Genomic DNA, 26586 nt, shown 5'->3' with positions numbered 1-26586 from the left:
ATCCCGCCACATGCCGCGCTATCGCCTTGATATCGAATATGACGGTCGCGCCTATGCCGGTTGGCAGCGGCAGGCCGGCCTGCATACGGTGCAGGCCGCCATCGAGCAGGCGGTGCAGAAGTTCTGCGGCGAGGTGATCACGCTGCGTGGTGCCGGCCGCACCGATGCCGGCGTACATGCGACTGCGCAGGTCGCCCACATCGACCTGACCAAGGCCTGGGCGGACGACAAGGTGCGCGACGCCGTCAACGCGCATCTGCAGGCCGCCGGCGAGATGGTTGCGGTGCTCGCGGCACGACAGGTGCCGGACGAATTCGACGCGCGCTTCTCGGCCACCGGACGCCATTACATCTACCGTATCCTCAACCGCCGGGCACCCGCTGCGCTCGAGCGCGGCAAGGTCTGGTGGGTGCCCAAGCGCCTCGACCACGAGGCGATGGCCGAAGCCGCCAAGGTGCTGCTCGGCCGTCACGATTTCACCACCTTCCGCTCGACGCAGTGCCAGGCCAACAGCCCGCTCCGCACCCTCGACCGGCTCGATGTGACGCGGGTGGGCGACATGATCGAGGTCAGGACCTCGGCGCGTTCCTTCCTGCACAATCAGGTGCGTTCGATGGTCGGCAGCCTGAAACGCGTGGGCGAGGGGGGATGGACCTCAGCCCATCTCAAGGCGGCGCTGGAGGCGTGCGACCGCGCCGCCTGCGGGCAGGTTGCGCCGCCTGATGGGCTCTATCTTACAGGGGTCGACTATCCCGGGGCATAGATCCCGAATAGCGACTGCAGTGCAAACAGCACGATCAGCGACGTCACGAACATGCCGGCGAATACTGCCGTGCCGACGGCAGCTCCCTTGCCGATGGCGGCGTTGGTCATGCGCCAGCTGAAAACCATCGTCAGCATGAACAGCACCAGTGACAGCAGCGTGGAGAAACTCTGTGCGCCCGGCAACAGCATGTGCGCCAGTGCAGCCGGCAGCATCACCCAGGCAATGATTGCGGAAGTCCAGTTGCTGGCCACGACGTAGTGGACGAAACGGTCGCCGATGCCGACACGGCGCGCCACCAGCGCGAAGGCGATGAGCGGCAAGATCCATGCACCGATCTCGACCACGGCAAGCCGCAGGACGATGCCGAAACGGGATCCGGCGACGGCTGATTGCAACGTCAGGTCTTCGGACACGCCGACCCAACCGACGATCAGCGCAGGTGCCGCGATCAGGATGGCGAAGAAAGAATTCCAGAAGCCGTCGGCGGTGAGGTCGAGCAGGCGCAAGCCGTCGGGCTTGCCCAGCATTAGCCGCCAGGCACCCGAGAGGTATTGTTGGATTTCCTCAGCCGCCAGCATGGCATCAGGCCGTCATCCGAACCAGTCTTCGATGAAACGTTGGTAGACCTGTGTCAGCGTTTCGAGTTCGGCAAGCGGAACGCGCTCGTCGACCATGTGCATGGTCTTGCCGACCAGCCCGAATTCGACGACTGGGCAGTAGTCCTTGATGAAGCGCGCATCGGACGTGCCGCCGGTGGTCGACAGCTTCGGCGTGCGGCCGGTGACCGTCTTGACCGATCCTGACAGTGCCTCGATCAGCTTGTCGTCGCGGGTCAGGAAGACGTGGCTCGGCCCCTCGCGCCAGATGAGCTCGTATTCGATCGGCTCCTTGCGGCCCTTGCGGTATTTCTTGCGCCCGCTGGCCTTGTCGAGGCGATTGTGGATCTCCGCCTGCAGCGTCTCGGCCGTCCAGCTGTCATTGAAGCGGATGTTGAAGGCGGCTGTCGCCTTGGCGGCGATGACGTTGGTGGCTGTATTGCCGACGTCGAACGTCGTCACTTCGAGATTGGTCGGCTGGAAATCCTTGGTGCCCTTGTCGAAGGCCGGGTTCAAGAGTGCGTCGACCAGCGTCATCAGCCCGCGCACCGGATTGTCGGCGAGATGCGGATAGGCGGCGTGGCCCTGGCGGCCGTTGACCGTGATCTGGCCCGACAGCGAGCCGCGGCGTCCGATCTTGATCATGTCGCCGAGCGCATCCGGGTTGGTCGGCTCACCGACCAGCGAGGCGCCCCACTTTTCGCCGCGCGCCGCCGCCCATTCGAGCAGCTTGACCGTGCCGTTGACCGCCGGTCCTTCCTCGTCCCCGGTGATCAAAAGCGAGATCGAACCCTTGGGGCCGCCCTTGGCCTCGATGTGGCGGGCGACCGCCGCCACGAAGCAGGCGATGCCGCCCTTCATGTCGACCGCGCCGCGGCCATACATTTCGCCGTTGGCAATGGCTGCTGAGAAGGGCGGGTGCGTCCAGGCGGCCTCGTCCCCCACCGGCACCACGTCGGTATGGCCGGCGAACATCAAATGCGGCCCGTTGCCGGAGCGGCGAGCGTAGAGGTTTTCGATGTCGGGCGTGCCGTCTTCCGAGAAGGTAGGGCGCTCGACGGTGAAGCCGAGCGGCTTCAGCATGGCTTCGAGCGCAGTCAGCGCACCGCCTTCGGCTGGTGTTACCGACGGGCAGCGAATGAGGGTGGCGAGGTTCTCAGTGGGATCAGTAGGCAGCATCATGGTTACAGCGATAGTCGAATCGCCGGTGTCTGTCACGACGTTCGGTTGCGCCAGCGATTGCCGTTTCCAGCCTCGCTACAGCGTCGCGGCACCACGACGGTTTCCAGGTGTTGGTTATCGCGGCGAGTTGGTCTGCTGACCGTACTGGTTGGGGCCCGGCGTGCCCGGATAGAAGCAGAGCGCCACGAAGGCGATGATCGAAACGATCGGGATGAACAGCGCTACGGCAAACAGCCCCGGCTTGTCGAAATCGTGCAGGCGTTTGACGCTGAAGGCGATGTGCGCCCACAGGAAGACCAGAAACGTCAGCCCGAACAGGACCGACCACAGCTGTGCCATGGCGCTTTCCGGCGGAACCCGCATGAACTGGTAGAGCGGAAACGACATCACCACCAGCATCAGCAGGAAGCCGAGCACGTAGGCCGCGCGGCTGACGCGGCCCGTGAAGCGGAAGAACAGCCAGAAGAATGCGGATTTGTCAGGCAAGCGGATCGGGTCCAAATCGGTTTGCGCCCCTGGTGCCCTCGAGGATGCCAAGTTCGACGAGAATCCAGATGCCGCCGATGACGGGCACCAGTGCGATCAGGCTCCACCAGCCCGATTTGTCACGATCGTGCCAGCGCTTGGCGTAGATGGCGAGCGCGATGTAGATCGATACGAGACCTGCAACTAGGCTGATGATGCCGGAGCCGGAATCGGCGATGTCGAGCCCGAGCATCATGTCGAGCAGGTTGGCGATGATGTTGATGATGATCATCATGACCACGCCGGCCCAGAACTTGGCGCGGTTGATGCGGCCGTCGAAGCTCGTCAGAAGATATTTCCAGTCCATGTCACCCCTCCGAAATTGAACTATCCGGCGCGCCCCTCGCGCGCCAGCGGACGTTGCTGCGGTTTTCCCGAAAGATCAATCTCTGAGCAACTCGTTGATCGAGGTCTTGGAGCGGGTCTGGGCGTCGACGCGCTTGACGATGACGGCGCAGTAGAGGCTCGGTCCGGCCTCGCCGTTCGGCAGCGGCTTGCCCGGCATGGTGCCGGCGACGACGACGGAATGGGCCGGCACTTCGCCATAGAAGATCTCGCCCGTCGCGCGATCGACGATCTTGGTCGACTTGCCGATGAACACGCCCATGCCGAGCACGGCACCTTCGCGGACGATGCAGCCTTCGACGACTTCCGAACGCGCGCCGATGAAGCAATTGTCCTCGATGATGGTCGGGCCGGCCTGCAGCGGCTCGAGCACGCCGCCGATGCCGACGCCGCCGGACAGGTGCACATTCTTGCCGATCTGGGCGCAGGAGCCGACCGTCGCCCAGGTGTCGACCATCGTGCCCTCGCCGACATAGGCGCCGAGATTGACGAAGGACGGCATCAGTATGACGCCGGGCGCGACATAGGCCGAACGACGAACGACCGCCGAGGGCACCGAGCGGAAGCCGGCCTTCTCATAGTCCATCGCGCCCCAACCGTCGAACTTGGAGGGCACCTTGTCCCACCAGGAAGCGCCGCCGGGCGCGCCCGAGATCAGTTCCATCGGGTTCAGGCGGAAGGACAGAAGAACGGCCTTCTTGAGCCACTGGTTGACCTGCCAGGTGCCGTCGTCCTGACGGTTGGCGACGCGGACAGCGCCCTTGTCGAGCAGGTCGAGTGCTGTCTCGATTGCCTCGCGCACTTCGCCGCGCGTCGAAATGGAGATGCCGTCGCGTTCCTCGAACGCCTTGTCGATGGTCTTCTCAAGGCTGGCCAGGTTGGGCTTCGACATAAACATCTCCGTTACTCGCCGTTAAGGCTGAGGCATCTAAGCTGGTTCGAAATCGCGCGGACCCTATTTCAGCCTTATCTATGGGTCAATCGCGGTGGACAGATCGAACACCGCGTTCAACGGCAAATTGGGACTGAATTGACTATGAATCCGATGGAACAGGCTGGCTGGACGCCGCTGCCGCACTCCGATGAGGACCTGGAGCGTGCCAGAAGCGTGCCCGATACACCGCAGACGCGCGCCTCGACCTATCGGCTGGCCTGGAACGACGAAGATTTCATGACCCGCCGAGAGCTGCGGCCGGTCAGGCTGCAGCTCGAACTGCTCAAGACCGAGATGATTCTCGCCGAGCGCGGCATCCGCTCGACGGTGATCCTGTTCGGCGGTGCGCGCATTCCCGAGCCTGGCGGCGACGCCTGGGCCGCCAAGAACGAGACGCAGCGCCGGAACCTCGAAGCCAACAGCCGTTACTACGACGAGGCGCGCAAGTTCGCGCGCCTGTGCTCGAAGCACTCCGCGTCGCTATACCATCGCGAATTTGTCGTGGTCACCGGCGGCGGTCCGGGCGTGATGGAGGCGGGCAATCGCGGGGCCGACGATGTCGGCGCGCCGTCGATAGGCCTCAATATAGTGTTGCCGCACGAACAGGCGCCCAATCCCTATGTGACGCCTGAGCTGTGCTTCAACTTCCACTATTTCGCCATCCGCAAGATGCACTTCGTCATGCGCGCCAAGGCGGTCGCCGTGTTCCCCGGCGGCTTCGGCACCATGGACGAGCTGTTCGAGACGCTCACGCTCATCCAGACCGGCCGCATGGAGCGCGTGCCGATCATCCTGTTTGGGAAGTCGTTCTGGGAGCGGGCGATCGACCTCGATTTCCTGGCCGAACAGGGCACCATCACGCCCGGCGACCAGGACATCATCGACTTCGTCGACACCGCCGACGAAGCCTGGGACATCATCGCCCGTTTCTACGGCCTCTGATCCCCGCTACGGCGACGAGGTTCCTCACTTGGCGTTGGCTTCGACCAGCGTGGTGAGGAACTTGGCGAGATCGTCGGTGACAAAATCGACGTCGTCGTCGTTCTGGGGGTCGCGTTCCCATATTTCGGAGAACGTCGGCTCGAAATTGCGCGGCACGATCAGCACAGTCGTCATGCCGAGCGCCTTCGGCACCGCGAGGTTGCGGGCGAGGTCTTCGAACATCACCGCGTTGGGACCGGCCACCTTGTGAAGGGCTGCGAACTTCTCGTAGGTCGCGCGCGCCGGCTTGGGGGTGAGGCCGGCCGCGACGATATCGAAGATGTCGTCGAAGTGGTCGAGGATGCCCAGCTGTCGCGCCGTGCGCTCGGCGTGGCCGCGATCGCCGTTGGTGAAGATGAACTTGCGGCCCGGCAGCTGATGGATCGCCGCACCCAGGACCGGATCGGGCACCAGCCACGAATAGTCGATATCGTGTACGTGTTCCAGGAAGGTGTCCGGGTCGATGCCGTAGCGCTTGATCAGGCCGTTCAGCGTCGTCCCATATTCCAGGTACAGCTCTTTTTGCAGTTTGCGCGCGTCCTCACGCGACAGCGTCAGAAGCTCCGACACATAGGCGGTCATCTTCACGTCGATCTGGGAAAACAGATTCGAGTGATGCGGATAGAGCGTGTTGTCGAGGTCGAACACCCACTCGGTGACGTGGTCGAAGCGTGCGGGATCAGGAATATCGGTCATGACGCCCTTATGGCACGGTTGCAGAAATTTGGAAGCGCCTGCGCGCCGTTAGAGTTTGCACCGCACCATGGCCAAATTCGGCATGGTGGGTCAAATTTTAACTACCTAGGAAAGATGACCTTCAGTTGATGCTGGCATTGCATTTGCCGGCAGGGAGCAGAAATTGAAGAGCATTTTTCTCAAGTCCACATTTTTCACGCTGGCGTGCATAGCTGTCACGCTGCCGATGGTCCTTGGGACCATCCGGCTGCTGGGCGGCACCATTGATGCGGCCGCCTACATCTTGCCGATCATCTGCCCTCTGCTGATGGGCTTTCCCTCTGCCTTCTATAGCTTGTGGCAGCGTGAAAAGCTGAAGCGCGCCCACGAGGACCTGTCGCGCGCCCATGCCCAGCTTGCCGCCGCACACCGGCGCCTTTCGGAAAAGGCCAGCCGCGACGAAATGACGGGCATGCTCAATCGCGAGAACTTCTTTGCCGCGCTCGATGGCTCGAGGCGCAAGAGCGACCGTGGCGCGCTGCTGATTATCGATGCCGACCATTTCAAGCGCATCAATGATAGTTTCGGCCATCTGACCGGCGACCAGGCCCTGCTGCAGATCGCCAGCGCCATCAGCCGCGGCGTGCGCAGCGGCGACATCCTCGGCCGCATCGGCGGCGAAGAGTTCGGCGCCTTCCTCGTCGGCGCTTCCGCTGATGAAGCCAAGCTTGTCGCTGAACGCATTCGCGCCGAGGTGGAAAAGCTGAGCTTCCAGCCCGACAATGAGCGTTCCGTGCCGCTCACCGTCAGCATCGGTGGAACCAGCTGCCCGGTGGAGGCCAATGTCTCCGAGTTGATGCGCGCCGCCGACAAACGCCTTTACGAGGCAAAGGCGCGCGGCCGCAACCTGGCGATCTTCAACGATGGGATATCGGAAGCTGCCTGAGCGACCATTGCAGGGCCGCTGACGGCATCGGCGTATCGCCGCTCGGGGCGCGCGTGCACGTAAGGTTGCAAGCTTGGCCTGCGGCCCTTACACGATGCCCCACGGCGCTTTTGCCGTTGCGCCGGACATGTCAATGGAACTCTGGATACCCATCACCATCGCAGCCGCCTTCCTGCAGAACTTGCGGTCGGTGGTCCAGAAACATCTGAAAGGCGTGATGGGCACCACCGGTGCCACATTCGTCCGTTTCGGCTTCGGCTTTCCCTTCGCACTGATCTTTGTCGGCGTGCTGCATGTGGTGGTTGGTTACGATCTGCCGAGGCTGAACGGAACCTTCTTTGCCTGGGCGGTCGTAGGTGGCCTCAGCCAGATCGCCGCTACCTTCCTGCTCGTTCACCTGTTCTCGTTCCGCAATTTTGCTGTCGGCACCGCTTATTCGCGCACCGAGCCGGCGCAGGCCGCCCTCTTCGGCCTCTTGTTCCTCGGCGAGCGGGCGACGGCGGGCGCCATTGCCGCCATCGCCATCAGCGTCTTCGGCGTGATGTTGATCTCGGTCGCCCATATGGCCTTCAACGCGCGTACGCTGGTGACATCCGTGCTTAGCCGCAATGCGCTGATCGGGCTGGCCTCCGGCACATGCTTCGGCATTTCCGCGGTTGCTTATCGCGCAGCTTCCCTGGCGCTTGGCGGGCCGAACTTCATGATGCAGGCAGCGGTGACGCTGGCAGTCGTCATCGTCTTCCAGACACTGGTGATGCTGGCCTGGATCCTCTGCAAGGAACGGGACCAATTGCCCCGCATCGCCAAGGCCTGGCGGCCGGCGCTGTTCACCGGTCTGGTCGGCGCCTCGGCCTCGTTCGGTTGGTTCATGGCGATGACGCTTCAGCAGGCTGCCATCGTCAAGTCGCTGGCCCAGGTCGAGATGCTGTTCACCTTCGCGTCGTCGGTGTTCTTTTTTCGCGAGAAGATCAACCGGCTGGAGGTCGCCGGCTGCCTGCTGATCGTCGGCGGTATTCTGGTCCTGCTCGCTGTTGGCTAGACCGTCGCCGGGTCGAGCGGCGGACCGTCCTTCCGGCGTTTGATGATCGCGGCTATGTCAGTGCTCTGGAACGTGTCCCTGAGCACGTCGAAGGATGGCAGCATGAAATAGGCGCGCTGGAATTTGTCGATCTCGTAGCTCGTGCGCATTACGGTCTCGATATCGAAGGGCACGTGATGCGCGTCAGGACTTTCGACCGCGAACTGCAGTTCGGTGAAGGACGACATCAGCCCGGCGCCGAACGCCTTCAGCGGCTGGCCGGGCTCGCGGATCAGGCCATATTCGACCGTGTACCAGTAGAGCCGCGTGATCATCGCATCGCCGCCGAGCGCGATGTAGTCGCCGGCCCTTTCGCCATAAAGCTGCATGAAGTCGGCGAAGGCGGGCTGGCTGAGGATCGGCACGTGGCCGAAGAAGTCATGAAACATGTCGGGCTCGACGATGTAATCGAGCTCTTCGCGCTTGCGCAGCCAGTTGGTGACCGGGAAGCGGCGGTTGGCGAGGTGGTCGAAGAAGGGCTGCGCCGGGATCAGGCCGGGCACCGCGACGATCTCCCAGCCGCTCAGCCGGCGCAGCTTCTCGCTGACTTCATGGAAGTCGGGGATACGGTCGACGAGGCCCAGGGCCGCCATGCCCGCAAGATAGGAGCGATGCGCCAGCCGTCGCGTCAGCCTGGTCTGGCGGTCGCACAGGGTGCGCCACACGTCCTGTTCGGCGGCGCTGTAGTCGTATCTCTGCTCGACCGTGAAATCGGAGCGGCAGAGCGAATAGTCGCCGCGAAGTCCCTGCTCGGCGCATTCACGCGCATAGTCCTGAATACTGATACCCACGACCTGACCCTCCGCAGACATGGTTTTCGATGCTGAAAGGATAGGGCCGCGTGACGAGCGAAATTCACTTCATTCAGCGCCGTCTCGGCCGGTTTTGAGCTATATTGGCTGGGTAGACGGCATTGCGGAGGAAAAATGCCTCAGTTCGACGAGTTCAAGATCAGGATGCTCGACATCCTGCAACGCGACGGCCGCAAGCCGGTCTCCGAGATCGCGCAGGAAATAGGCCTGTCCAATACGCCATGTTCGCGCCGCTTCGAGGGTCTGCAGGAGGCGGGCGTCATCAAGGGCTTTTCGGCCCACATCAGCCGCCGGGCGGTCGGATTGATGGTCGAGGTGTTCGTGCAGGTCAGGCTCACCAGCCACAGCGACGGCTCGCCTGAAAAGTTCATCGCCGCTGTGCAGCACATGGACGAGGTGTCGGCCTGCTGGACGCTGACCGGCGATTACGACTTCCTGCTGCACGTCATGGTGCCCGATGTCGACCAGCTCAACGCCTTCGTCATGCACCGGCTGATGCGGCTTTCGGGTGTTCGCGACGTGCACACCCAACTGGTGCTGCAGAACATCAAGGGCCCGGGGCACGTGCCATTAGGGCATTTGCGGGGGTGAAAAGGCCGGGCATTGCCCGGCCATCCGACATCACGGGACGATCAGCGTTCCCGCGCCGTGCTCGGTGAACAGCTCGAGCAGCACCGAGTGCGGGGTCTTGCCGTTGAGGATGACCACGCCCTCGACGCCGCGCTCGATGGCCTCGATGCAGGTCTCGACCTTGGGGATCATGCCGCCCGAGATCGTGCCGTCCTTGATCAGGGCCTTGGCCTCGGCAACCGTCAGTTCGTCGATCAGCTTCTTGTCCTTGTCGAGCACGCCGGGCACATCGGTCAGGAACAGCAGTCGCGAGGCGCCGAGCGCGCCGGCGATGGCGCCAGCAAAGGTGTCGGCGTTGATGTTGTAGGTGTGGCCGTCGCGGCCCGGAGCCACCGGGGCGATGACCGGGATCATCTCCGAGCGGGCGAGCAGGTCGAGCAGCCTGCGGTCGACTTCCACCGGCTCGCCGACGAAGCCGAGGTCGAGCACCTTCTCGATGTTCGAGTCGGGGTCGATCATGGTCTTCTTGGCCTTTTCGGCGAAGACCATGTTGCCGTCTTTGCCGCACAGGCCGATCGCCCATTCGCCCTCGGCGTTGATCAGCGCGACGATCTCCTTGTTGATCGAGCCGGCCAGCACCATTTCGACGATCTCGACCGTCTTCTGGTCGGTGACGCGCAGGCCGCCTTCGAATTTCGATTCGATGCCCATCTTGGTGAGCATCGCGCCGATCTGCGGGCCGCCGCCATGGACGACGATCGGATTGATGCCCGACTGCTTCAGCAAGGCGATGTCGCGGGCGAAGGCGCGGCCAAGCTCGACATTGCCCATGGCATGGCCGCCGTACTTCACCACGACCGTCTTGTTTTCGTAGCGCTGCATGTAGGGCAGGGCGGCTGAAAGCAGGCTCGCCTGCATTTCGGCGGTGGCGGCGACGTCGGTCGTCATCGGCATGATCCCGGATCAATGGAGAGATTTTTCGGCGTCTTAGCCGGAAACCGGGCAGGGGGCAAACGGTTCGATCGGCTGCAAGATAGGCTGCGCCGGAAACAGCGATTGCAAATCGTCTTCCGCAACGTAACCTGATGGCATGACGCCGCAGGACATCACCAAGCTGATCGTGCGGACTTCGATGAAGGATCGCGCCGCCTTCGACCTGCTTTACAGGCAGACGAGTGCGAAACTCTTCGGCGTCTGCCTGCGTGTCTTGAACGACCGGTCGGAGGCCGAGGAGGCGCTGCAGGAGGTTTTCGTCAAGGTCTGGACCAAGGCCGACAGGTTCGCGGCTTCCGATCTCAGCCCGATCTCCTGGCTTGTCGCGGTGGCGCGCAATCATGCGATCGACCGCATCCGGGCGCGGCGCAAGGCGACCGTCGCCATCGACGATGCGATCGATGTGGCCGACCCCAGCCCGGGCCCTGAGGAGGCGGCGGTGGCCGGCGGCGAGGCCGGGCGCATCAATGGCTGCCTGGACGAACTGGAGAAGGACCAGGCCGCGGCCGTTCGTGGCGCTTATCTCAAGGGGGAGAGCTACGCCGAACTCGCGGAGCGCCACGGCGTGCCGCTCAACACCATGCGGACATGGCTGCGCCGCAGTCTGCTGAAACTCAGGGAATGCCTGGAAAGATGACGCTGGCGGAGGAAAACGGACCGGAACAGAGAGGCGACGACATCCTCGCCGCCGAATATGTTCTCGGCGTGCTGCCGGCGGAAGAACGGCAGAGGGCGAGCGCGCGGATCGAAAGCGATCCTGCCTTTGCCCGCATGGTCGACCGGTGGGAGGTGCATTTTGCGCCGCTGGCGGATGCCTATCCCGAGGTTGAGCCGCCGGTCTCGGTCAGGCGGGCCATCCACCATCGCGTGTCGCGCGAGGCGGCGGCGCAGGTAGACCTATGGTCCAGCCTTGTCTTCTGGCGCGGCCTCGCCGCCGCAGCACTTACCGTGCTCGTCCTCTCTATCGCGATGCCCTACATGAGCCCGCCCGCTGAGGCGCCGCGCGAAATGATGGTTGCCTCGCTCGCCGCCGAAGGCAGCCCGGTCAAATACATGGTCATGTATGACGGAGGAACCGGCGAGATCGGCCTGTCGCATGTCGCCGGCGAACGTGCCGCCGGCAAGGACTTCGAACTCTGGATGGTCGAAGGTGGCAAGCCGATCTCGATGGGCGTCATTCCCGTCGGCTCGACGATGCATATGCCCGTAAGCCCGGACATGCGCGAGAAGCTTGCCGCGGGCTCCGTGCTTGCCGTCAGCCTCGAACCATCAGGCGGCTCGCCCACCGGCCTGCCGACCGGCCCGGTGGTTGCTACGGGTAACCTGCGCAACATTTGACCCGCTTGCCCGAAGAAAAACGGGACCGGCGAAACTCGTCGCATACTCGCCGCGTATTGGCTTGTGTCGGTCCCGCTACGGGAAGCCGGCGCGGACTTGTGGTTGCGCGGGACTGTCGCTCCTCGAGGCTCGTGCGACCGTCGAGAGCCCCGCAGCCGTCTCGGGGCGGTTGCGGGGCGCAGTTTCGGTCGATCAGATTGATGTCGCTCATGCTATGCCGCGAAAGGACAAGCGCCATGAAACGTCGTTCGTTTTTGCTGGGCAGTGTGGCGGTCGCACTTGCCGGTGCGCTCCTGCCTAGGCGGTTGGTGCAAGCCAAGGCGGATAGCTTCGAGGTCGCCAAGACCGATGCCGAGTGGCACACCACGCTCACGCCGGCCCAGTTCGCCGTCTTGCGCAAGGAGGGCACCGAGCGGCCCTGGAGCAGCCCGTTGCTCAATGAGCATCGCAAGGGCATCTTCCACTGCGCCGGCTGCGATCTCGCCGTCTATTCGTCGGAGACCAAATTCGATTCCGGCACCGGCTGGCCGAGCTTCTGGCAGGCGCTGCCCGGCTCGGTAGGCACCAGCACGGACACCTCGCTGTTCATGACCCGCACCGAGGTGCATTGCCACCGCTGCGGCGGCCATCTGGGGCACATCTTCGATGACGGCCCGCCGCCGACCGGCAAGCGCCACTGCATCAACGGCGTGGCGCTTACCTTCCGGCCCATTTAGCCGCCGTTGACCACCAGCGCGATCGCGGCGCGCAGTTCGTCCATGCCCTCGCTCTTCTCCGACGAGGTGGCGAGCACCGTGGGGAATGCGGCTGGGCGCTTCTTGATCTTGGCCAGCGTCTCCTCGATCAGGCGGGGCACGCCCGCGGCCTTGATCTTGTCGGTCTTGGTCAGCACGATCTGGTAGGAGATGGCGGCCTTGTCGAGCAGGCTCAGAACCTCCTCGTCGTTCTTCTTGATGCCATGGCGTGAGTCGATCAGCAGGTAGACGCGCTTGAGCGTCACCCGGCCGCGCAGATAGTCGAACACCAGCTTGGTCCAGGCGTCGACCTGTTCCTTCGGCGCCTGCGCATAGCCGTAGCCGGGCATGTCGACCAGCGCCATCGGCGGCAGGTCGCCGGCTTCACCGGAGTAGCCGTCGGGCACGAAGTAGTTGAGCTCCTGCGTGCGTCCCGGCGTGTTCGAGGTGCGCGCCAGCCCACCCTGGCGCACCAGGGCGTTGATCAGCGAGGACTTGCCGACGTTGGAGCGGCCGGCGAAGGCGATCTCCGGCGGTCCTTCTGGCGGCAGGAACTTCATTGCGGGCACGCCGCGGATGAAAACCCATGGCCGGGTGAATGTCTCGGCACTCACCATGCCGTTTGCCGTAGTTTGTTGGTTCAAGCCGCTGCCTCCAGCAGAGTAATATTCGAGCCTCTGATGGCGTCGAGGTTGCGGCCGATCTTGTCTATCGGCCAGTTCCACCATGCGATTGCCAGCAGTTTTTCGATGGTCTTGTCGTCGAAACGCTTCTTGACCGCGGTCGAGGGATTGCCGGCTACGATCGCATAAGGCGGTACGTGGCGGCTGACAACCGATTTCGCGGCAATGATGGCGCCGTCGCCGATATGCACGCCCGGAAGGATCACCGCTTCCATGCCGATCCATACGTCATTTCCGACGATCGTGTCGCCACGAACCTCCTGTTGCCAGGTCGCGACATCGAAGCCCTCTTCCCAGCCGTGTCCGAAGATATTGAACGGATAGGTCGAAAAGCCTGACATGGCGTGGTTGGCGCCGTTCATGATGAAGCGCGCACCCTCGGCAATGGCGCAGAATTTTCCGATGATCAGCTTGTCGCCGATGAACGGATAGTGATGCAGCACGCATTTCTGCTGGAACAGGTCCGGCCCCTCGGGGTCGTCGTAATAGGTGTAGTCACCGATCTCGATATTGCCGGCATCGACGAGGGGTTTGAGGAAACCGATGCGCTTGTGCATCGGCACCGGGTGCTTGAGCGTCGGATTGGGTCCTTGCATGGCGATGTTTCCGTGTGGACGCGGATGGGATGGCAATGTAGCGCGATCCGCCGCGATGCCGACATCGCTGGTCCGGATCATCCTCAGTCGATCATTTCAGAGGCACTCCCAAGCAGAGGCGATTGTCATAGGGAGTTTTGGGGCCAAGGTCCAGTCACAGGGGTCTCGCCGTACGCCTGCGAGACCCCTGCCTTGCCGAGACGGTTCATAACTGGCCGGGAGGAGGCCAGCGACCGCCGCCCCGCAAGCCGGGGCCCGGAGGCAACGGACAGTTGCGTGCCGAGCGGGCGAAATCGTCGTCGCTGCGCGCGGCATGTGCCAGAATGAAAAAAGGGCCCGGAAGTTCCGAGCCCTTTTTAATTTCCGAGGCGTAGAGCCGGCCTATTCGGCCGGTTTGGGCTTCTTCTTGAACAGCGCGACCAGATTGTCCCAGAGCTCGATCTTGGCGCCCTGGCGCTTCATGATGAAGCCCTGCTGCAGGATCGACAGGGTGTTGTTCCATGCCCAGTAGATCACCAGACCGGCCGGGAACGATGCCAGCATGAAGGTGAAGATGATCGGCATCCAGGTGAAGATCATCGCCTGGGTCGGATCTGGAGGCGTCGGGTTCATGCGCATCTGCAGGAACATCGTGATGCCCATGATGATCGGCCAGACGCCAATCAGCAGGAAGGCAGGCACCGCCCAGGGCAGCAGGCCGAACAGGTTGAACAGCGACGTCGGGTCCGGTGCGGCCAGGTCGTGGATCCAGCCGAAGAACGGCGCATGGCGCATTTCGATGGTGACGTAGAGCACCTTGTAGAGCGCGAAGAACACCGGAATCTGGATCAGCACCGGCCAGCAGCCGGCCAGCGGGTTGATCTTCTCGGTCTTGTACAGCTCCATCATCGCCTGCTGCTGCTTCATCTTGTCATCCGCGTATTTCTCGCGGATTTCCAGCATCTTGGGCTGAACCATCTTCATGTTCGCCATCGACTTGTACGACTTGTTGGCGAGCGGGAAGAAAATGAGCTTGACGATGACGGTCGTCGCCAGGATGGCCAGGCCGAAATTGCCGAGCAGCTTGTAGAGGTTGTCGATCAGCCAGAACATCGGCTTGGTGATGAAATAGAACCAGCCCCAGTCGATCAGCAGGTTGAACTGGCGGATCTGACGGTTGTCTTCGTAGGCGTTGATCTTGCCGACTTCCTTGGCGCCGGCAAAGACCAGCGTTTCGACGGTAGCCGACTGGCCCGGTTCGACGGTGATCGGGTCGGTCAGGTAGTCCGCCTGGTAGCGCGGACGGCCGTCCTCGAAGTAGGAGAAGCGCGGCTGGAACGGCTGCTTGCCGGACGGGACGAGTGCTGCGGCCCAGTATTTGTCGGTGATGCCGAGCCAGCCGTCGGTCGACTTGCCGGGCAGGACCTGCTTGTCCTTCTCGATCGACGAGTACTTGATCTCCTGCAGACCTTCGGTGCCGGTCACGCCGATCAGACCTTCGTGCAGCACGTAGGTCGAGGCATGCAGCGGCTTGTCGAAGCGGGTAATGCGGCCATAGTTGGACAGCGACACAGGGGCGCCGCCGGCGTTCGTCACCGTGTCGGAGACGGTGAACATGTAGTCCTGATCGACGGCGATGGTGCGCTTGAAGGTCAGGCCCTTGTCGTTGACATAGGTCAGCGTCACGGGCGTGGAAGGCGTCAGCGTCGGGTTGCCTTCGACGGTCCACACCGTGTCCGGACCTGGAACCGCGCCGGTGGCGTCGTTTCCGACGAAGCCGATCTCGCTGTAGAAGCCTGACGGCAACGACTGCGGGTTGAGCAGTTCGATGATCGGCGAATCCGGCTCGACCGTCACCCGATAGTCCTTGAGGCTGATATCGTCGATGCGGGCGCCGTTGAGATTGAGCGAACCCTTGAGGCTCGGCGTGTCGATCGCCACGCGGTTGGAGGCCGAAAGCGCCTGGGCGCGGTCGGCCGGTGCTGCACCTGGGAGCGCTGGCGTTCCGGGGACCCCCGTCTGTGGCTGCGCAGGCACGGTGCCGGCCGGGCCTGCCTGCGGCTGCGCCGGTTGCTGCTGGGCAACGCGTTCGGCTTCGATGCGCGCGGCTTCCCGCTGCGTTTCGATGCGCGGGTTCATGTAGAACACCTGCCACAGGGTCAGGATCAGCACCGACAAGGCGATGGTGATGAAGAAGTTACGGTTGTTTTCCATCGAAAGCCCTTATCGCGTTCCGCGAATGCGCCGAGAGAGTTCAGCCTTCAACTGGCCGAATGGGGCGGTGAGCACGTCTTCGCGCCCGACGATCACATAGTCGCTGCCGGTCGCCATGTCACCTGCGGCATGGGTGCGGACGGCCTCTTTCAGGCGTCTGCGGACCCGGTTGCGCACAACGGCGTTGCCGACCTTCTTGGTGACAGTGAAGCCGACGCGTGGCTCCGCCTGATCGCCGCGGTCCAGCACCTCAACGAGAAAAAGCCGTCCTCGCCGCTTGTCACCGCGGCGGACGGCCAGGAATTCTTTTCTTTTCAGAAGCCGCTTGGGGCCGCTCCCATGCGGAGCAGACCCCTTGGGCTTGCTGTCAGCGGGCAAGGTTCCCGCCTTTTGCTTAGGCCGAGAGCCGCTTGCGGCCGCGATTGCGGCGGGCTGCGACGACGCCACGACCACCCTTGGTAGCCATGCGAGCACGGAAACCATGACGGCGCTTACGAACGAGTTTGGACGGCTGATAGGTACGCTTCATTTATTTTAATACCGCGGGGTGCGGCCCTTCTTGATTCTGTCACGGTGTAACAGGAGCTTGGCTCGGCTTGCCTCGACGCGATAAGAAACTGCGACGGAAGCGGGGCCCGAGCGTGTGCGGGCTTATAGAAAGAAGGTTCCGCCAAGTCAATCCGGCCAGGGTATGACCCCGAAAATCGGAATCGATTTTGGGCAGGCACGATTCGCAAATTCAGATTGTTGCAGCGTCCTTTGCTCGTCCGAGTGAACACGCGGCGGCGCAAGGCATCGGCATGTCCAAGCCGCCATGGCCACTGTAGTTTGTGGGCCTACGCTTTGTCGGGCCATCGGGCCGGGATGTTTATGTATGTGTCTTCGACGATGGAATTTGCAACTTCGCGCCGATGACCTATCTTTGCCGGGATGGAGAAAGCGGTTCGATCCGTTTGTCTGATCGAATCTTGCATATTCCGCGATTAGGCCACCAGCGTGCCTGGGGGCGGGGCTAGCAGTAAAGAAGCGCATGACTGAAGCAGCCGATGCCGGTTCGGGTGACGGAAAGCAGGGGGATCGCGCAGTTCCGCTGGCGCGTGGCCTTTCGGCGAAGCTTCTGCTGCTGACGGTCGCGTTCGTCCTTTTTGCCGAAATCTTCTTCCTTTTGCCGTCGATGTCGTCTTTCCGCATCCGCTGGCTTGAGGAGCGTCTTTCGACGGCTGCGGCCGTGGCGACGATTCTGGTGCAGGGCGATCCCGCCACCTTGTCGCGTTCGGCCCAGGATGATGTCTTGATGGCGATTGGCGCCAAGGCGATCGCCGTTCGCGACGGTGGCGTGTCGAGGCTGCTGGTCATTTCCGACATGCCGCCGCACGTCGATGAGCACATCGAGATCGCCAACGCGACCGTGCTGGGCTCGATGCCGGCGGCCATTGATACGTTGCTGTTCGGCGGCAATCGGATGCTGCGGGTCCATGGGCCGGTGGGCGAGGGCGACAAGGAGTTCGAGCTGATCTTGTCGGATGCCCGCCTCCACAAGGCCATGCTCGCGAATGTTCGCTACATCGCCGTCGTTTCGCTGTTGATATCGTTCTTTACCGCTGGGCTGGTCTATGTCGCCATCGACCGGATCATGATTAGGCCCATCAAGGCGATGACCCGCTCGATGCTGACCTTCTTGAGCGAGCCCGACAATCCGGCTGGCGTCATCGTCCCAGACAAGCGTTCCGACGAAATCGGCGTTGCTGAGCGAAAATTGTCGGCGATGCAGATTCGGCTGCAAAGGATGCTCAACGAGCAGAAGCATCTCGCCGATCTCGGCCTCGCGGTGTCGAAGATCAATCACGACATGCGCAATATCCTGGCCTCGGCGCAGCTGATGTCCGACCGTCTGCGCATGGTCAAGGATCCGACCGTGCAGGCGTTCGCGCCGAAGCTGATCAGGACGCTCGACCGCGCGGTGGCCTATTCCGAAAACGTCCTGTCCTATGGTCGCGCCCAGGAATTGCCGGCGGCGCGCCGGCGCTTGCGCCTGAGGCAGTTGGTCGACGACGTGCACGGCCTGCTCGGGCTCGACGCGGGCTCCGTGATCGAATTCTTCAATGCCGTCGACGGCGATTTCGAGATCGATGCCGACCCCGACCAATTGTTCAGGGTGCTGACCAATCTCTGCCGCAACGCCGTTCAGGCCATGGCCGGCGTGGCCGACAGCGCTATCGTCAACCGGCTGACCGTCTATGCCGAGCGCGAAGGCAGCGTCAGCCGCATCCTGGTTGCCGACACCGGCCCCGGCCTGCCGCAAAGGGCGCGCGAGAATCTTTTCACCGCTTTCCGTGGCTCGGCCCGCAGCGGCGGCACCGGTCTCGGGCTGGCCATCGCCTATGAACTGGTGCGGGCGCATGGCGGCACGCTGGAACTGGTCGAGAGTGCTGGAGGGCGGACCGTGTTCGCGGTCACCATCCCCGATCAGCCTGTCCGCCTTGATGAAGCGCGCGGTAGTCTTCGCAGGCCAGCCTGAGCAAAAAACTTTGCCGGCGGTGGCTTGCAATTCCCAAAGCCAGCGGCTAGTTAGCGCCCATCGCTGCGGTCGAGCCGACCGGAGCTGTGGTCGCCGATGCGGCCTGTTGCGCGCCCGTAGCTCAGCTGGATAGAGCACCAGACTACGAATCTGGGGGTCAGAGGTTCGAATCCTTTCGGGCGCGCCATTTCTCCCTCACTGAGAACAAATCTGGGAACTCGGTATCCGTTGATAGGCCAACGGGCCTTTCAAACGCTGCGACCTGCGCGGTGGCAACGAAGCAACAACCCGTATTTGCCGCTCACAAATCTAGCGTATTCGGGTTTGGCCCCTGCACAGGGCCGATGTAGTTCTCGAAAATGCCCTTGAGGCGTTCGACGCGCGCTCGGTCGTGCATGAACTCACGAAAGCCGGACGGTGATGTGTTGGAATAGTGCCTGACATGGCGGAAACCGGCTGGAATGGCAATATCCTCGCGGGCCGGCCACTGGAACACACTTTCCTGTTGCGATCGCGACAGCCAGAACGAGAGGTAGAGGCGCGCCGCCCACTTGTTGGGTGACGCTTTGATGATCGCGCCCGTCTGAAACCAGGATTGAAAAAAGGTCCGCTCCGGAATGCGGAAACGCAGCGGGTTGCCGGGCTGGTCAACGAGGGTATTGTAGGTCGTAAAGGAAACCTTCTTCTTGCCCGTGGCTATGAGGTGGGCTGGGGTCTGAGTGCCGCGCACCCATTCTACATCCTGCTTCAGCAGGGCTTCGAGCCACCCCCAACCAAATTGACCAACCAACTGCTCGAACTGATAGAGGACGGCATCGTCATCATGGGGGTAGGTTAGGACGATCTGACCTTTCCATTTCGCATCGAGATAGTCCTCCGCTTCGATCGGCGCCTCCGCATCGCTGACCGCACGCGAGTCGTAGACATTCGAGAAGGCGAAAACGAACAACGGGATGAAGAAACCGTCCGGATCGACAAAGCGCTGCGGTGTGTTCTCCAGCCCTAGCGGCCGGTACCTCTCAAGAACGCCCTCGCTCTTCCAGTAGGTGAAATCCTGCAATGACTGCAGGTGAACCACATCGGGAACCTGGCGCTTCGTCAGCAGCCGATGCTCCAGTGTCGCATCATGAAGTTTGGACAGTTCGACGACGGCAGTGATCAGCACCTTCGGAAAGCGGCCGGTGAATGCACTCGTGTACATGAGCGATTGGGACTTGGCGTCTCCCCCCGCCCAGACAAGCAGTTCCTCCTTCCCTTCGGCCGCTTTTTCGTAAAGATGATCGAGACACTGTTTCTCGAGGGTATCGGCGTTGCGCATCGTGCACCTCCAATCGAGCCAAAGGCGAAGCCGGTCGTAGTGGCCTCGCTGCTGTGGGCGGATGCAATGCAATGGGCGAGTTTGTACTTGGTTGCCTCAACGAGGGTATCGACAGTCGAAACTGCTCCTTCCAGCCTGTTCATGGAAACGACCTCAAACGAATGACAACACACCATGTTGGCGCACCAATCGTGCGCTTGAGGTTTGAGGTATGCAATCTTGTTGCCCGTGTTGTCGAAGGGCGTTCCAAGCGGCGAGATGGACCCGCGGGCGGCTTACCCGAACGGTTCCTTGCGGTTCTGCGCGCATGCGCTCGATAGCCCCTTGCACGGCTTCCGCCTCCACGACCATGGCGAGGCAGCGGCGATTGAACTCCTGGCCGACTTCCGTGACTGCAAACTGCCTTGTCGAGCGCTGGATCAGATGGACGCCGAGGCTTTCTTCCAGCAAGCCAATGCGGCGGCTGAGCCGCGAGCAGCTCGACTCGACCCGCGCTTGATCGAATACGTTGCGCAAGCAGAACGCGGTGAGGCCAGGCCTCGCCGCGTTCTTTTCCGCGATGCCCCTTTTACGATCGGCGGGCCGTTTCTGGGAGCATGCGGTGAGAGATCGTTTTCACCACCGTGTAGTGGTGAAGCCCCTCTGCGCCGCCTTCGCGTCCGTAGCCGCTTTCCTTCACGCCGCCGAAGGGCACTTCAGCGACCGAGGCTTCCAGCGTGTTGATCGAGACATTGCCCGCTTCAATGCCGTCTGCCAGCTTGTCGGCATTCGCCGAGGAATGGGTAAACGCATAGGCGGCAAGGCCAAAGGGAAGCGAGTTGGCTTTCTCGATGGCTTCGTCCAGGGTCTTGACCGGGTTGATGATGGCAAGCGGGCCGAAAGGTTCCTCGCGCATGACGCGGGCATCATCAGGCACGTCCTTCAGCACGGTGACCGGGAAGAAATAGCCAGGTCTTGCCATGCGGTCGCCGCCAGCGATGACCTTTGCACCCTTGGAGCGTGCGTCTGAAACGAAACCTTCCAGGGCTTCTATGCGACGGTGATTTGCGACAGATCCCATTTCGGTGCTGCTGTCCATGCCGTTGCCTACAATGATGGCCTTGGCCCGTTCAGCAAAGGCGGCGCTGAATTGCTCGAAAATCGCCTCCTGGACGAAGAAACGCGTCGGCGATGTGCAGACTTGCCCGGCGTTACGCGCCTTTCGGACTGCGGATGTGACACCGGCAAAGTTCGGGTCGATGTCATCACAGACAATGACCGGGGCATGTCCCCCAAGCTCCATCAGAACCGGGGTCATGGTCTGGGTTGCAAGCTGGGTCAAATGCTTGCCGACGGCAGTCGATCCGGTAAAGGCGACAAGTCGGGTCTGCTCTTGCGGAATAATATAGGAAGAGATGTCTGCGGGCACGCCAAAGACCAGGTTGAGGACACCGGCAGGCAGCCCCGCGTCGTGAAACGCGCGGGCGATATGCAAGGCACCAGCGGGTGTTTCTTCCGCTGCCTTCAGGATGATCGAGCAGCCTGCCGCAAGCGCGCCTGCAATCTTGCGGGCGGGCTGGCTCATTGGGAAATTCCACGGCGAGAATGCCGCAACCATCCCGATCGGCTGGTGGACGACGAGGTATTTGATCCCCGGCTCGGAGGGGACGACGCGTCCGTATGTGCGCTGGGCCTCGCCCGCATCCCATTCGAAAAACTCGCAACCTCGGATGACTTCGAGACGTGCCTGGGCGAAGGGCTTGCCGTGTTCGAGCGTGATGGAATAGGCAATCTCATCGATGCGTTCGCGCATGATGGATGCCGCGCGCATGATGAGCTCGGCGCGCGCGCGCGGTGAGGTGCGGCTCCAGATCTTGAAGCCCTCACGGGCGGCCTGAAGTGCCGCATCCAGGTCCTGCCGCGAAGCTACGGGCACACGGCCGATCTCAGTCTCGTCGGCGGGGTTCAGGACCGGCAGGTCGTCTGAAGTGCGCCGCCATTCTCCGCCGACATAGAGTTGAATCTCTGGATAGCTGGTCATTCAAATCCTCAATCGAAATAAGGGCTTCGAGCAATGGTGACTTTGGAAGCCGCCCAACGCGCACGAAAGATCGCCTGGCCCGCAAATGTCGCTGGCAGCTGCTGGATCGGATCCTTCAGCACCGACGTATAGCACCGCGGCGCAGCTCCTTTTCGCTGTTGGCATGCTGATTGCGCTGGCGAAGGATGGCTAGCTGCCGATATAAAAACAAATACAAATAGCGAATTCTGGTATATCAAAATCAAATATCTGAAGGGCATGGGGATTGCGATGATCGGTATCGGGTTCGTTGGGCGATATGTTGAGGCCCAATTTCGCGAACTCGGCACCGGTGCCGACATCACTGCCTGTCGCCCGCCAATCTCCGGAAATCTAGACAGCTCGGCCAAGTCCGCGATGTCGATGGCCCCTGCGGTTCTTGAGCGTCGGCAATCGGTGGTTTGCTGATGCAACCGTCAGCGAAACAGATCGAACAGGTCATGGAGAGGCTGAAGATGCGCCATCTCCGCCTCATCATCGCGGTCGGCACTCATCGCTCCATCCTTCATGCTGCCAAGTCGCTGAATCTATCCCAGCCGGCGGCTACGATCCTCATCAAGGATCTCGAGACCGATCTTAAGGTCCAGCTTTTCGAACGTTCCAATCGTGGCGTTATCCCGACGCCTATTGGTAGGGCGCTGATCCGAAACGGCATGCTCATGCTCAACCAGGTGTCGCGGGCGGCCCAGGAATTGGGCGAGTTGCGCGATGGCTTGGGCGGCCAGGTGGTTGTGGGGACGCTGCTCGCTGCATCAGGTGCCTTGCTGCCTCGAGCCATCGTGCGAGCGGGACAGAACCGCCCCAACTTGCATGTGAAGGTGGTCGAAGGCACGAACGAGGCGTTGATGGTGGCTTTGCGGTCGGGTGAACTGGATATGGTGGTCGGGCGCTTGCCGACCTATCGCCAACCAGAGGAAGTGGTTCAGGAGCGCCTATACGACGATTCCATAGTTGCGCTGTGCAGGCCGGGTCATGAAGTGCTGACGCGCGGACCGGTGACGCTGGAGGCGCTGCTGGACTACCGCTGGATCTTGCCGCCGCCCGAGACGACGCTGCGCAGGCAGATTGATCAGGCCTTCCACGATCAGGGCCTGTCGCTTCCCGACAGCGTGATCGAATCGGTATCGTTTCTGACAAATCGACGCCTCCTGGCCGAGACCGATCTCATAGGCATCTTGCCAAACCACATTGCTGACCCAGATATCGAAGCGGGCATCCTCGCCAGCATCGACTGGGAGGTGCCTTTGCCAATTGGTCCTGTCGGGGTTTCATTTCATGGCGAGGGAGCCCTGTCTCCGGCAGGTATGGTCTTCCTGCAGGCGCTCAAGGCCGAGGCCGAGAGCTTGCGGTGAGACGATTGTGCATGGCCCGAACCGAAGGTTCGCGTAGCGAAAATCGAAGGCGGTTCGTGGAAGGGATTTTGTCCGAATTCAACGTGCCGTGGCGCCACACGTCCTGCCTCGCCGGGGGGTCACAAGAAACTGGGGGTGGATCGTCGGCCAGGCTCCATCCCGCCGTCATGAACCGGCGCATCGTTGGAAAAAGTTCGCGGCGACGGCTTGCAATTCGCGAATCCAGCGGCTAGTTAGCGCCAATCGCTGCGGTCGAACCGACCGAAGCGTTTTGGTCGCCGATGCGACTTGTTGCGCGCCCGTAGCTCAGCTGGATAGAGCACCAGACTACGAATCTGGGGGTCAGAGGTTCGAATCCTTTCGGGCGCGCCATTTGCAAAAAAATTGGTCACACCAGACCAGGTCGGCCCGCCACCAACCACCAGCCCTTCGAGAATCGCCCTGTCGCCGTTGACGACAACGTCAACGGGCCGAAGCCAGCGGCATCTGAGATGTTCCGGGCGTTGAGCCAGGGGGCATTGCTCCCAGGCTGAATCCAGGTCGACCGCATCATGAGCGCTTGGCGCAAGGCGCGATCGCCGCCACATGGATCGGCAAACAGAACCGTTTCCATTTGACGATGAACGGCTCTAAACGGCGTTCTCGAAAGCACCGATTCTCGAGTCCATGCGAATGCATCCGCCCGCCTCAGCTGCTCCTCCGCTCGCTTATACGGCGGATTGCCTTGTCCGGATGGGGCGGTTCCGGGACGGGCTCGCCTCGGCCGCGCGCGAACTGCTTGAAACGCATCTGGCGCTGCCCCAGGAGGTTCACTATGTTGCGGACCTGCAGCGATGGCTCCTCAGTCAGATGACGGTCGCTATGCATTTCGAGAACTACCTCGATCCGGCCGCCCCGCCAATTTCCGCCAAGAATCTGGTCAGGGCGCTGGTGGGCACGGAGATCGCAAGCCGCAACACGGTTTATGGCTTTCTTCAGGAATTGAAGCGCTACGGCTTTGTCGTGCCGCTGCCGAGCGACGACCGGCGACAACGGATTTTTCGGGCGACGGAGATGAGCGAGCGGCTCATCCGGCGCTATTTCGACATCCACCTGCGAGCCCTCGACATTGTCGATGATGGACAGCGCTACGCTCTGTCTTGTCGGCATCCTGATATTCTATTTCGGGCGCAGCCCCGTTTCGCACGGCTTCTACTTGCGCAAGACGACTGGCATAAGCCGCCGCAGAACATAGCCAAGTTCGTGCGTTCCGATTCAGGCAGCAGCATCCTGCATGACCTGATCAAGGGCATTCCGCCACTGTCTACCGACATGACGTCGCCAATCGGCGTCGGAAAGGTGTCGCCCAATGCATTTTCGCTGCGATACCGCATTTCGAGGACGCATGCGGCCCGACTTTTCGGGCTGGCACGAGAAGCGGGGCTGGTCGGCTGGACCAAGGATAGCAACAGGGGCGATTGCTGGATCTCTCCGGATCTCGTCTATGCCTATCGACACTGGCAAGCCGTCAAGCTTGCGGCAGTTTCACAAGCATTCCACGAGGCCTGCCTGAACCCAGATGTGGAGTTATGTGAACTAGTCAGCGGGTAGGATTCGGGGAGCCGCGGATCGGGCTCCCCGCATTCGCTCACTCGTGGATCGTGTAGGATCCCATTTCGCACAGGTCCTGCGTATCGGTCGTGGTGTCGAGGCTGGAGCCCTCCTCGAACTCGAATTTCATGTCGTATTTGCAGACAGTCCGTCCGTCGGCGATGGTGATTTCGATGCTTTCGCCCGGATTGAGAACCTGCTGGCCGAACACGTCATCTTCCCAGTCGTTCACGCCAACGGGAGAGGTGTGGAAACGCGTGAGCACGGACTGCGTTCCGTTCTTGAGCGTGAACACCAGATCCTCGGCTTTCGCTGGGGTGGACAGGCACAGAGCGGCCGCCGACAGCGCAAGGGCGAAGTTGAACTTCTTCATGATTTCATCCTAATATAAAGTAGTGAAAGAATTGTCCCTCAAGGCCCATGTACACGAGCGCCTCATCTGATTGAAGATCTCTGCCGTTCCATGTTTGGGATGAATTTGGTAGCGGCCTGGATAGGGCGGGAAGTTCCTCTTGGCCGACGTTGCCGGCCGGTTATCAGCGATCGTTGGCCAGTGGCGCTACCGGCGGGCGACTATTTCGCTGGGCGAAGCTCTTCGAGCGCGGGTGAGACGTGAGCCGTTGCCTTCATCATCAGGAGCTGATGCGGATGGGGCAGCGCGCGAACGGCGACGGTCGTGCGGGTGGGGCCCTCGCTGTCGAAGAAGCGGCCATAGGCCTCGTTGAAGCGGGCGTAGTGCTCCATGTCGATCAGATACGCCTCGATCTCGACCACATCCGCAAGCGACGCGCCGACGCTTGCCAGCACATCGGCGACATTGCGGATGGTCTCGATCGTCTGCTGGTAGATGTCGAGGACGACCTCGCCAGACTTCTTGACCTTCGCCCCCGCGAATGAATCGTCGGCGCGCCGGGCGCTGATGCCGGAGACGAAGGCGAAGTCGCGGACCCGCTTGACGTGCGGATAGCTGCCGCGCGGCTTGGCCTTGTCCGGCAGGATCTTGTTCTCGATGAGCACGGATTGACATACCCGCGCCGCAGCCTCGATGAGAGGCTGGAGGAAGCGGTCGATATTGCCGTCGTTCATCCGGGTGCTGGGCGCCGAGACCGATATCGCCGCGATCGTTTCGCCGTCGGCATTCTTGATGGGCACAGCTACGCAATCGAGGCCAAGCTCCATCTCCTGTCGATCGCGGGCATGGCCGAGACGGGCGACCTCGGCAACTTCCCTGCGCAGTGCGACGAGTTCGGTCTGGGTGTTCGTCGTAAGCGGCGGCAGGTCGAGCTTCCCAAGTAGCTCCTCGCGTTCCATCGATGGCAGGCCGGCGAGGAAGACCTTGCCAAGCGCCGAGGCGTGGATAGGCATCGGCCGGTCGCGCCTGATGCTGAAGACGAGCGCACGCTGTGGCTCGGACCAGACGACGAAATTGATCTGGAAGCCGTCGAATGTGGCGAGGCTGACGGTCTCGCCGAGCGACTCCGAGAGATTTTCGACAATGCCGCGCGCGCGTTCGGCAATGATGTCGTTGCGGGTCACGCGTCGTCCGAGTTCCGCCACCATCATGCCGAGACTGTAGCGGTTGCCAGGCAGCCGGCTGATCGCTCCGATCTCTTCCAGCGTGAGCAGAAAGCGGTGAGCCGTGGAGAGATTGAGCCCGGAGGCTTCCGCGATCTCTCCCGGCGTCATCGCACCCGGTCCCGCCGCAACTGCATTGAGAATGTCAAAGGCCTTGAGAACCGAATTGTTTTTGGGAGTTCCCATGAATGACCTTCTTCAGGCTGCGGTCGCGGCGACGTCCGGTG

29 protein-coding genes and 2 tRNA genes are annotated in these 26586 nt (G+C 62.1%); 13 read left to right on the top strand and 18 right to left on the bottom strand.

Translation table 11 applies throughout. The annotated features are described in order from the left end of the window. The first annotated feature begins 10 nt into the window (after positions 1 to 10). On the top strand, positions 11 to 763 hold the full coding sequence (gene truA, locus ABSY17_RS20825; RefSeq protein WP_378944903.1) for a tRNA pseudouridine(38-40) synthase TruA: 753 nt from the start codon (positions 11 to 13) through the stop codon (positions 761 to 763). Here the strand turns inward: truA and ABSY17_RS20820 are convergent. The 5 genes from ABSY17_RS20820 to dapD form a co-directional block, all read right to left on the bottom strand. Further along, on the bottom strand, positions 748 to 1344 hold the full coding sequence (locus ABSY17_RS20820) for a transporter (RefSeq protein ID WP_378944900.1): 597 nt from the start codon (positions 1342 to 1344) through the stop codon (positions 748 to 750). The genes truA and ABSY17_RS20820 overlap by 16 nt on opposite strands. Positions 1345 to 1356: 12 nt before the next feature. Beyond that, positions 1357 to 2544, bottom strand: coding sequence for a succinyl-diaminopimelate desuccinylase (dapE, locus tag ABSY17_RS20815; RefSeq protein ID WP_378944897.1), 1188 nt, complete (start codon positions 2542 to 2544; stop codon positions 1357 to 1359). A gap of 114 nt (positions 2545 to 2658) precedes the next feature. Continuing rightward, complete coding sequence (locus ABSY17_RS20810) at positions 2659 to 3030, bottom strand: DUF805 domain-containing protein (protein WP_378944894.1); 372 nt, start codon at positions 3028 to 3030, stop codon at positions 2659 to 2661. Then, entirely contained in the window at positions 3023 to 3376 is a 354-nt protein-coding gene (locus ABSY17_RS20805) for a DUF805 domain-containing protein (RefSeq protein ID WP_378944891.1), read from the bottom strand. The genes ABSY17_RS20810 and ABSY17_RS20805 overlap by 8 nt, the downstream gene beginning before the upstream one ends. Positions 3377 to 3451: 75 nt before the next feature. Then, the gene (dapD, locus tag ABSY17_RS20800) at positions 3452 to 4306 is read right to left on the bottom strand and encodes a 2,3,4,5-tetrahydropyridine-2,6-dicarboxylate N-succinyltransferase (protein WP_378944889.1); all 855 of its coding nucleotides are present in this window, start codon (positions 4304 to 4306) and stop codon (positions 3452 to 3454) included. Between the two features lie 144 nt (positions 4307 to 4450). Between dapD and ABSY17_RS20795 the strand changes: the two genes are divergently transcribed. Then, positions 4451 to 5290 (top strand): LOG family protein, encoded by an 840-nt coding sequence (locus ABSY17_RS20795; RefSeq protein WP_378944886.1) that lies wholly within the window; start codon positions 4451 to 4453, stop codon positions 5288 to 5290. A 24-nt stretch (positions 5291 to 5314) separates the two neighbouring features. On the opposite strand, the gene ABSY17_RS20790 is transcribed toward ABSY17_RS20795, so the two are convergent. Next, positions 5315 to 6025, bottom strand: coding sequence for a pyrimidine 5'-nucleotidase (locus tag ABSY17_RS20790; RefSeq protein ID WP_378944883.1), 711 nt, complete (start codon positions 6023 to 6025; stop codon positions 5315 to 5317). 163 nt (positions 6026 to 6188) lie between these two features. Between ABSY17_RS20790 and ABSY17_RS20785 the strand changes: the two genes are divergently transcribed. Both ABSY17_RS20785 and ABSY17_RS20780 read left to right on the top strand, forming a co-directional pair. Beyond that, positions 6189 to 6950 carry a GGDEF domain-containing protein gene (locus tag ABSY17_RS20785; RefSeq protein ID WP_378944880.1) on the top strand — a complete coding sequence of 254 codons (762 nt, stop codon included), beginning with the start codon at positions 6189 to 6191 and terminating at the stop codon, positions 6948 to 6950. Between the two features lie 133 nt (positions 6951 to 7083). After that, positions 7084 to 7989: an EamA family transporter gene (locus ABSY17_RS20780; RefSeq protein ID WP_378944879.1), complete on the top strand. Its 906-nt coding sequence runs from the start codon at positions 7084 to 7086 to the stop codon at positions 7987 to 7989. On the opposite strand, the gene phhA is transcribed toward ABSY17_RS20780, so the two are convergent. Beyond that, on the bottom strand, positions 7986 to 8840 hold the full coding sequence (gene phhA / locus ABSY17_RS20775; RefSeq protein ID WP_378944876.1) for a phenylalanine 4-monooxygenase: 855 nt from the start codon (positions 8838 to 8840) through the stop codon (positions 7986 to 7988). The two genes, ABSY17_RS20780 and phhA, sit on opposite strands and share 4 nt — an antisense overlap. Positions 8841 to 8954: 114 nt before the next feature. Here phhA and ABSY17_RS20770 point away from each other — a divergent pair, with 114 nt between their 5' ends. After that, positions 8955 to 9431 carry an Lrp/AsnC family transcriptional regulator gene (locus ABSY17_RS20770; protein ID WP_378944874.1) on the top strand — a complete coding sequence of 159 codons (477 nt, stop codon included), beginning with the start codon at positions 8955 to 8957 and terminating at the stop codon, positions 9429 to 9431. Positions 9432 to 9461: 30 nt separating this feature from the next. Here the strand turns inward: ABSY17_RS20770 and argB are convergent, their stop codons facing one another. Then, positions 9462 to 10364: an acetylglutamate kinase gene (gene argB / locus ABSY17_RS20765; RefSeq protein ID WP_378944871.1), complete on the bottom strand. Its 903-nt coding sequence runs from the start codon at positions 10362 to 10364 to the stop codon at positions 9462 to 9464. A gap of 136 nt (positions 10365 to 10500) precedes the next feature. Here argB and ABSY17_RS20760 point away from each other — a divergent pair, with 136 nt between their 5' ends. From ABSY17_RS20760 to msrB, 3 genes are all read left to right on the top strand, one after another. Further along, on the top strand, positions 10501 to 11040 hold the full coding sequence (locus ABSY17_RS20760; protein ID WP_378944868.1) for a sigma-70 family RNA polymerase sigma factor: 540 nt from the start codon (positions 10501 to 10503) through the stop codon (positions 11038 to 11040). Further along, entirely contained in the window at positions 11037 to 11741 is a 705-nt protein-coding gene (locus ABSY17_RS20755) for an anti-sigma factor domain-containing protein (protein ID WP_378952935.1), read from the top strand. Before ABSY17_RS20760 ends, ABSY17_RS20755 begins: the two co-directional genes overlap by 4 nt. A gap of 236 nt (positions 11742 to 11977) precedes the next feature. After that, positions 11978 to 12457 carry a peptide-methionine (R)-S-oxide reductase MsrB gene (msrB, locus tag ABSY17_RS20750; protein WP_378944865.1) on the top strand — a complete coding sequence of 160 codons (480 nt, stop codon included), beginning with the start codon at positions 11978 to 11980 and terminating at the stop codon, positions 12455 to 12457. Here the strand turns inward: msrB and yihA are convergent. The 5 genes from yihA to rpmH all read right to left on the bottom strand — a co-directional run bounded on the left by yihA (position 12454) and on the right by rpmH (position 16476). Continuing rightward, complete coding sequence (yihA, locus tag ABSY17_RS20745) at positions 12454 to 13092, bottom strand: ribosome biogenesis GTP-binding protein YihA/YsxC (RefSeq protein ID WP_378952932.1); 639 nt, start codon at positions 13090 to 13092, stop codon at positions 12454 to 12456. The genes msrB and yihA overlap by 4 nt on opposite strands. A gap of 23 nt (positions 13093 to 13115) precedes the next feature. Further along, positions 13116 to 13754: a CatB-related O-acetyltransferase gene (locus ABSY17_RS20740; RefSeq protein ID WP_378944862.1), complete on the bottom strand. Its 639-nt coding sequence runs from the start codon at positions 13752 to 13754 to the stop codon at positions 13116 to 13118. A 381-nt stretch (positions 13755 to 14135) separates the two neighbouring features. Further along, positions 14136 to 15947: a membrane protein insertase YidC gene (yidC, locus tag ABSY17_RS20735; protein WP_378944860.1), complete on the bottom strand. Its 1812-nt coding sequence runs from the start codon at positions 15945 to 15947 to the stop codon at positions 14136 to 14138. A 9-nt stretch (positions 15948 to 15956) separates the two neighbouring features. Further along, the gene (gene rnpA, locus ABSY17_RS20730) at positions 15957 to 16325 is read right to left on the bottom strand and encodes a ribonuclease P protein component (RefSeq protein WP_378944857.1); all 369 of its coding nucleotides are present in this window, start codon (positions 16323 to 16325) and stop codon (positions 15957 to 15959) included. A 16-nt stretch (positions 16326 to 16341) separates the two neighbouring features. After that, positions 16342 to 16476: a 50S ribosomal protein L34 gene (gene rpmH, locus ABSY17_RS20725; RefSeq protein ID WP_008833937.1), complete on the bottom strand. Its 135-nt coding sequence runs from the start codon at positions 16474 to 16476 to the stop codon at positions 16342 to 16344. Positions 16477 to 16977: 501 nt separating this feature from the next. On the opposite strand from rpmH, the gene ABSY17_RS20720 reads away from it, so the two are divergent. Both ABSY17_RS20720 and ABSY17_RS20715 read left to right on the top strand, forming a co-directional pair. Continuing rightward, a complete protein-coding gene (locus tag ABSY17_RS20720) occupies positions 16978 to 18465 on the top strand; it encodes an ATP-binding protein (protein WP_378944854.1) in 1488 nt (495 codons plus the stop codon). A 110-nt stretch (positions 18466 to 18575) separates the two neighbouring features. Beyond that, a tRNA-Arg gene (locus ABSY17_RS20715) sits at positions 18576 to 18652 on the top strand. Positions 18653 to 18766: 114 nt separating this feature from the next. On the opposite strand, the gene ABSY17_RS20710 is transcribed toward ABSY17_RS20715, so the two are convergent. The 3 genes from ABSY17_RS20710 to ABSY17_RS20700 all read right to left on the bottom strand — a co-directional run bounded on the left by ABSY17_RS20710 (position 18767) and on the right by ABSY17_RS20700 (position 21803). After that, entirely contained in the window at positions 18767 to 19783 is a 1017-nt protein-coding gene (locus ABSY17_RS20710) for an ABC transporter substrate-binding protein (protein ID WP_378944851.1), read from the bottom strand. Positions 19784 to 19936: 153 nt separating this feature from the next. Beyond that, positions 19937 to 20299 (bottom strand): LysR family transcriptional regulator, encoded by a 363-nt coding sequence (locus ABSY17_RS20705; protein WP_378944848.1) that lies wholly within the window; start codon positions 20297 to 20299, stop codon positions 19937 to 19939. Positions 20300 to 20351: 52 nt separating this feature from the next. Next, positions 20352 to 21803 (bottom strand): NAD-dependent succinate-semialdehyde dehydrogenase, encoded by a 1452-nt coding sequence (locus ABSY17_RS20700; protein ID WP_378944845.1) that lies wholly within the window; start codon positions 21801 to 21803, stop codon positions 20352 to 20354. Between the two features lie 446 nt (positions 21804 to 22249). On the opposite strand from ABSY17_RS20700, the gene ABSY17_RS20695 reads away from it, so the two are divergent. The 3 genes from ABSY17_RS20695 (at position 22250) to ABSY17_RS20685 (ending at position 24784) form a co-directional block, all read left to right on the top strand. Continuing rightward, positions 22250 to 23194: a LysR substrate-binding domain-containing protein gene (locus ABSY17_RS20695; RefSeq protein ID WP_378944843.1), complete on the top strand. Its 945-nt coding sequence runs from the start codon at positions 22250 to 22252 to the stop codon at positions 23192 to 23194. A gap of 295 nt (positions 23195 to 23489) precedes the next feature. After that, positions 23490 to 23566: transfer RNA gene (locus ABSY17_RS20690), tRNA-Arg, on the top strand. Between the two features lie 300 nt (positions 23567 to 23866). Then, entirely contained in the window at positions 23867 to 24784 is a 918-nt protein-coding gene (locus ABSY17_RS20685) for a hypothetical protein (RefSeq protein ID WP_378944840.1), read from the top strand. A gap of 37 nt (positions 24785 to 24821) precedes the next feature. On the opposite strand, the gene ABSY17_RS20680 is transcribed toward ABSY17_RS20685, so the two are convergent. Beyond that, positions 24822 to 25157, bottom strand: a complete 336-nt coding sequence (locus ABSY17_RS20680) for a hypothetical protein (protein WP_378944838.1) — start codon at positions 25155 to 25157, stop codon at positions 24822 to 24824. A 200-nt stretch (positions 25158 to 25357) separates the two neighbouring features. Next, positions 25358 to 26545, bottom strand: a complete 1188-nt coding sequence (locus ABSY17_RS20675; protein WP_378944835.1) for an IclR family transcriptional regulator C-terminal domain-containing protein — start codon at positions 26543 to 26545, stop codon at positions 25358 to 25360. Positions 26546 to 26586 lie beyond the last annotated feature (41 nt).

The sequence above is a fragment of the Mesorhizobium sp. ANAO-SY3R2 genome, assembly GCF_042466635.1.
In the GTDB taxonomy this organism is placed as follows: Bacteria; Pseudomonadota; Alphaproteobacteria; order Rhizobiales; family Rhizobiaceae; genus Aminobacter.
This window is presented reverse-complemented; position numbering and strand designations above follow the sequence as displayed.

Excerpts from the sequence above, each read along its gene's own strand:
- ABSY17_RS20720 (WP_378944854.1), top strand. The coding sequence starts at position 16,978 with ATGACTGAAGCAGCCGATGCCGGTTCGGGTGACGGAAAGCAGGGGGAT.
- ABSY17_RS20795 (WP_378944886.1), top strand. The coding sequence starts at position 4,451 with ATGAATCCGATGGAACAGGCTGGCTGGACGCCGCTGCCGCACTCCGAT.
- yidC (WP_378944860.1), bottom strand. The coding sequence starts at position 15,947 with ATGGAAAACAACCGTAACTTCTTCATCACCATCGCCTTGTCGGTGCTG.
- dapD (WP_378944889.1), bottom strand. The coding sequence starts at position 4,306 with ATGTCGAAGCCCAACCTGGCCAGCCTTGAGAAGACCATCGACAAGGCG.
- ABSY17_RS20695 (WP_378944843.1), top strand. The coding sequence starts at position 22,250 with ATGCAACCGTCAGCGAAACAGATCGAACAGGTCATGGAGAGGCTGAAG.
- ABSY17_RS20780 (WP_378944879.1), top strand. The coding sequence starts at position 7,084 with ATGGAACTCTGGATACCCATCACCATCGCAGCCGCCTTCCTGCAGAAC.
- msrB (WP_378944865.1), top strand. The coding sequence starts at position 11,978 with ATGAAACGTCGTTCGTTTTTGCTGGGCAGTGTGGCGGTCGCACTTGCC.
- yihA (WP_378952932.1), bottom strand. The coding sequence starts at position 13,092 with ATGGTGAGTGCCGAGACATTCACCCGGCCATGGGTTTTCATCCGCGGC.
- ABSY17_RS20675 (WP_378944835.1), bottom strand. The coding sequence starts at position 26,545 with ATGGGAACTCCCAAAAACAATTCGGTTCTCAAGGCCTTTGACATTCTC.
- ABSY17_RS20760 (WP_378944868.1), top strand. The coding sequence starts at position 10,501 with ATGACGCCGCAGGACATCACCAAGCTGATCGTGCGGACTTCGATGAAG.
- ABSY17_RS20740 (WP_378944862.1), bottom strand. The coding sequence starts at position 13,754 with ATGCAAGGACCCAATCCGACGCTCAAGCACCCGGTGCCGATGCACAAG.
- rpmH (WP_008833937.1), bottom strand. The coding sequence starts at position 16,476 with ATGAAGCGTACCTATCAGCCGTCCAAACTCGTTCGTAAGCGCCGTCAT.
- ABSY17_RS20820 (WP_378944900.1), bottom strand. The coding sequence starts at position 1,344 with ATGCTGGCGGCTGAGGAAATCCAACAATACCTCTCGGGTGCCTGGCGG.
- ABSY17_RS20685 (WP_378944840.1), top strand. The coding sequence starts at position 23,867 with ATGCATCCGCCCGCCTCAGCTGCTCCTCCGCTCGCTTATACGGCGGAT.
- ABSY17_RS20770 (WP_378944874.1), top strand. The coding sequence starts at position 8,955 with ATGCCTCAGTTCGACGAGTTCAAGATCAGGATGCTCGACATCCTGCAA.
- argB (WP_378944871.1), bottom strand. The coding sequence starts at position 10,364 with ATGCCGATGACGACCGACGTCGCCGCCACCGCCGAAATGCAGGCGAGC.
- ABSY17_RS20755 (WP_378952935.1), top strand. The coding sequence starts at position 11,037 with ATGACGCTGGCGGAGGAAAACGGACCGGAACAGAGAGGCGACGACATC.
- phhA (WP_378944876.1), bottom strand. The coding sequence starts at position 8,840 with ATGTCTGCGGAGGGTCAGGTCGTGGGTATCAGTATTCAGGACTATGCG.
- ABSY17_RS20805 (WP_378944891.1), bottom strand. The coding sequence starts at position 3,376 with ATGGACTGGAAATATCTTCTGACGAGCTTCGACGGCCGCATCAACCGC.
- ABSY17_RS20700 (WP_378944845.1), bottom strand. The coding sequence starts at position 21,803 with ATGACCAGCTATCCAGAGATTCAACTCTATGTCGGCGGAGAATGGCGG.
- ABSY17_RS20710 (WP_378944851.1), bottom strand. The coding sequence starts at position 19,783 with ATGCGCAACGCCGATACCCTCGAGAAACAGTGTCTCGATCATCTTTAC.
- truA (WP_378944903.1), top strand. The coding sequence starts at position 11 with ATGCCGCGCTATCGCCTTGATATCGAATATGACGGTCGCGCCTATGCC.
- ABSY17_RS20790 (WP_378944883.1), bottom strand. The coding sequence starts at position 6,025 with ATGACCGATATTCCTGATCCCGCACGCTTCGACCACGTCACCGAGTGG.
- ABSY17_RS20680 (WP_378944838.1), bottom strand. The coding sequence starts at position 25,157 with ATGAAGAAGTTCAACTTCGCCCTTGCGCTGTCGGCGGCCGCTCTGTGC.
- dapE (WP_378944897.1), bottom strand. The coding sequence starts at position 2,544 with ATGATGCTGCCTACTGATCCCACTGAGAACCTCGCCACCCTCATTCGC.